At 65.0% G+C, this 3,193-nt stretch carries 5 protein-coding genes; 2 read left to right on the top strand and 3 right to left on the bottom strand.

The annotated features are described in order from the left end of the window. On the top strand, positions 1-543 hold a 543-nt coding region (locus MOV75_RS32260; protein WP_247007341.1), incomplete at its 5' end, for a cytochrome c. Positions 544-694: 151 nt separating this feature from the next. Here MOV75_RS32260 and MOV75_RS32255 read toward each other — a convergent pair. Beyond that, positions 695-1,165 carry a type II toxin-antitoxin system RatA family toxin gene (locus tag MOV75_RS32255; protein WP_246924402.1) on the bottom strand — a complete coding sequence of 157 codons (471 nt, stop codon included), beginning with the start codon at positions 1,163-1,165 and terminating at the stop codon, positions 695-697. Between the two features lie 6 nt (positions 1,166-1,171). Further along, positions 1,172-2,128 carry a lipoyl synthase gene (lipA, locus tag MOV75_RS32250; RefSeq protein WP_246924399.1) on the bottom strand — a complete coding sequence of 319 codons (957 nt, stop codon included), beginning with the start codon at positions 2,126-2,128 and terminating at the stop codon, positions 1,172-1,174. A 130-nt stretch (positions 2,129-2,258) separates the two neighbouring features. Between lipA and MOV75_RS32245 the strand changes: the two genes are divergently transcribed. After that, complete coding sequence (locus tag MOV75_RS32245) at positions 2,259-2,861, top strand: DNA-3-methyladenine glycosylase (RefSeq protein ID WP_246924396.1); 603 nt, start codon at positions 2,259-2,261, stop codon at positions 2,859-2,861. Positions 2,862-2,972: 111 nt separating this feature from the next. On the opposite strand, the gene MOV75_RS32240 is transcribed toward MOV75_RS32245, so the two are convergent. Next, on the bottom strand, positions 2,973-3,193 hold a 221-nt coding region (locus MOV75_RS32240; protein WP_247007340.1), incomplete at its 5' end, for a hypothetical protein.

Below are 3,193 nucleotides of genomic sequence, written 5' to 3'. Positions count from 1 at the left end.
ATCGGCCGCGGCGCGACGCTGGCGCAGCGTTGCGCCATCTGCCACGGCCCGACCGGCATCAGCCGGGCGGATTCGCCCAATCTCGCTGGTCAGTATGCTGCCGTGATCTACAAGGAGCTGCACGATTTCCGCTCGGGTGCGCGCACCAATGCCGTGATGTCGCCGTTTGCGGTCAACCTCACCGACCAGGAGATCGCGGATCTCTCGAACTATTACGCCTATCTGCCGCGGCTTCCGGCCTACCACCCGACACCGCAACTGCCGAAACCCAACATCGTCATCTACGGCGCGCCGATGCGCGGGATCGCGCCCTGCGGTTCCTGCCATGGCAGTCTCGACAACAAGACCGGCAGCCCGTGGCTGGAGGGTCAGTCCGAGGCCTACATGAAGGCGCAGCTCCAGGCCTTTGCCACAGGCGAGCGGCGCAACGACATCAGCCAGCAAATGCGCAACATCGCCCGAGCCATGACGCCCCAGGAGATCGAGCAGGCCGCGGCGTATTACGCCTCGCAGCCGCCGGATGTGGTGAAGGCGGTGGATTGAAGGGTGACGCACACGTGCCCCGGACGCAGCGCAGCGCTCCTTCAGCGGTGCGCTGCAGAGCCGGGGCCCATGCTTTGCGGCGCTCTGGGTCCCGGCTCTGCGCAGCAACGCTACGCGCTGCAGCGTGTCCGGGACACGGGAGTTGTAACAGCTACGTCGACGCCAGCTTCGGCCGCCCGTAGATCGCATCCGCCCGCTTTTCGAACGCGATGGAGAATCGCGCGAAGGCGGCATCGAACATCGAGCCCATCAGCAACGCCAGCATGCGGCTCCTGAACTCGTAGGACAGGAAGAAACCGACGTCGCAGACGCCCTCACCCTTGGGCTCGAACGTCCAGCGGTTTTCGAGATTACTGAACGGACCTTGCAGATATTCGACCAGGATTTTCAGATTGGCGCGATCCAGCGTCACCCGGCTGGTGAAGGACTCCTTGACCAGCTTGAACGACACCGTCATGTCGGCGACCAGCACCTCGGTGCCGTCGGGCTTGGCCATCCGCTGGCGCACCTTCAGCGCGCTGCACAGCGGCACGAACTCCGGATAGCGCTCGATGTCGGCGACCAGATCGAACATCTCGGAGGCGCTGTGATTGACACGGCGCTTGCTCGAAAATTTGGGCATGGCGGTTCAGCGGGCGGTCGCGGCCCGCGCGGCCTGCAGTCTCGCGAAATCCTCGCCGGCGTGATGCGACGAGCGGGTGAGCGGGCTCGCCGACACCATCAGGAAGCCCTTGGTGTAGGCGACCTTTTCGTACGAGGCGAACTCGTCCGGCGGCACGTAACGCATCACGGCGTGGTGCTTGCGGGTCGGCTGAAGATACTGGCCGATGGTCAGGAAATCGACCTCGGCCGAGCGCAGATCGTCCATCACCTGCTGCACCTCGTGGCGCTCCTCACCGAGGCCCACCATGATGCCGGACTTGGTGAAGATGGTGGGATCGAGCTCCTTGACCCGCTGCAACAGCCGGATCGAATGGAAGTAGCGCGCGCCGGGCCGCACCGTGAGATAGCGCGACGGCACGGTCTCGAGATTGTGGTTGAAGACATCGGGCTTCGCGGCAACGACCACTTCGAGCGCGCCTTCCTTGCGCAGGAAGTCGGGCGTCAGGATCTCGATCGTGGTCGAAGGGCACGCAGCGCGGATGGCGCGGATCGTCTCCGCGAAATGCTGGGCGCCGCCATCAGTGAGGTCGTCGCGGTCGACCGAGGTGATGACGACATGGGCAAGGCCGAGCTTGGCGGTCGCCTCGGCGACGTTCTGCGGCTCGGCTGCGTCAAGTGCATTCGGCAGGCCGGTCTTGACGTTGCAGAAGGCGCAGGCGCGGGTGCAGGTGTCACCCATGATCATGAAGGTGGCGTGCTTCTTGTCCCAGCACTCACCGATGTTCGGGCAGCCAGCCTCCTCGCACACCGTGTGCAGGCCGTTGGCCCGCACGATGTTGCGGGTGTCGGCGTAGCCGCGGGTATTGGGGGCGCGCACACGGATCCAGTCCGGCTTCGGCGGGGAAGCGGAATCAGGCCGGTTCACCTTTTCGGGGTGGCGCGGGCGCAGCGGGTTCGAGATGGTATCGACAATAACGACCATGGGGTGTCCGGTCTGTTCAGGTCCTACCTAGTCGGTCTCGCCAGGCATCGCAACCCGGCTCGCACCACTTCAGGGAACATGGCAGATATGGGCAATATCCTGCTCTGTTCTCAAGCGATTCTCACCTCGAATGGCTCCAATCCCGAAGACTTCACTACCGCGGCTCGGCAAAGCGCTGAAGCGCAGCTTTTTCGATCGCAACGTCCGCGAGGTCGCTCACGACCTGATAGGCGCCACCATGCTGGTGGACGGCGTCGGCGGGATCATTGTGGAGGTCGAGGCCTATCATCATACCGAGCCGGCGGCGCACTCCTACAACGGCCCGACGCCGCGGAACCAGATCATGTTCGGCCCGCCGGGCTTTGCCTATGTCTACCGCTCCTACGGCATCCATTGGTGCGTCAATTTCGTCTGCGAGGCGGAAGGCTCGGCCAGCGCCGTGCTGATCCGCGCGCTGGAGCCCACCCATGGACTCGCCGCGATGCGCCGCCGCCGTCATCTCCAGGATTTGCAGGCGCTGTGCTCGGGCCCTGGCAAGCTGACCGAAGCGCTCGGCATCACCATTGCGCACAACGCCCTGCCGCTGGACCGGTCGCCGATCGCGCTGCATGCGCGGACAGAGGACATCGAGGTCGCGACCGGCATCCGGATCGGCATCACCAAGGCGGTCGAGCTGCCCTGGCGCTACGGCGTCAGAGGCTCGAAGTTTCTCAGCAAGCCGTTTCCGAAGTAGTTGTCGTTCCGGGGGGGCGTCAAAGACGCGAACCCGGAACCTCGAGATTCTCAGGTGCGCAATTGCGCACCGGAGTTCGGCTCTTCGAGCCGACCCGGAATGACGGCGCGGCTACGACGCCTGCTTCAGCCGCTCCATGGCTTCGAGCAGCTTGGCCTTGCGGGCCAGCGCGGCCTCGCGCTTTTCGCGCTCCTCCTCGACGACCTCTTCGGCCGCGTTGGCGACGAATTTCTCGTTCGCCAGCTTGGACTCGGCGCGCTTGATGTCGGCGTCGGCCTTGCCGATCTCCTTGTCGAGGCGCGTGCGCTCGGCGGCGACGTCGACCACGCCCT

Origin of the sequence: Bradyrhizobium sp. PRIMUS42 (genome assembly GCF_023006515.1) — a bacterium.
Taxonomy (GTDB): domain Bacteria; phylum Pseudomonadota; class Alphaproteobacteria; order Rhizobiales; family Xanthobacteraceae; genus Bradyrhizobium.
This window is presented reverse-complemented; position numbering and strand designations above follow the sequence as displayed.

What these genes read in the sequence shown, in the direction of transcription:
- MOV75_RS32255 (WP_246924402.1), bottom strand. Translation starts at nt 1,165, where the DNA reads ATGCCCAAATTTTCGAGCAAGCGCCGTGTCAATCACAGCGCCTCCGAG.
- lipA (WP_246924399.1), bottom strand. Translation starts at nt 2,128, where the DNA reads ATGGTCGTTATTGTCGATACCATCTCGAACCCGCTGCGCCCGCGCCAC.
- MOV75_RS32245 (WP_246924396.1), top strand. Translation starts at nt 2,259, where the DNA reads ATGGCTCCAATCCCGAAGACTTCACTACCGCGGCTCGGCAAAGCGCTG.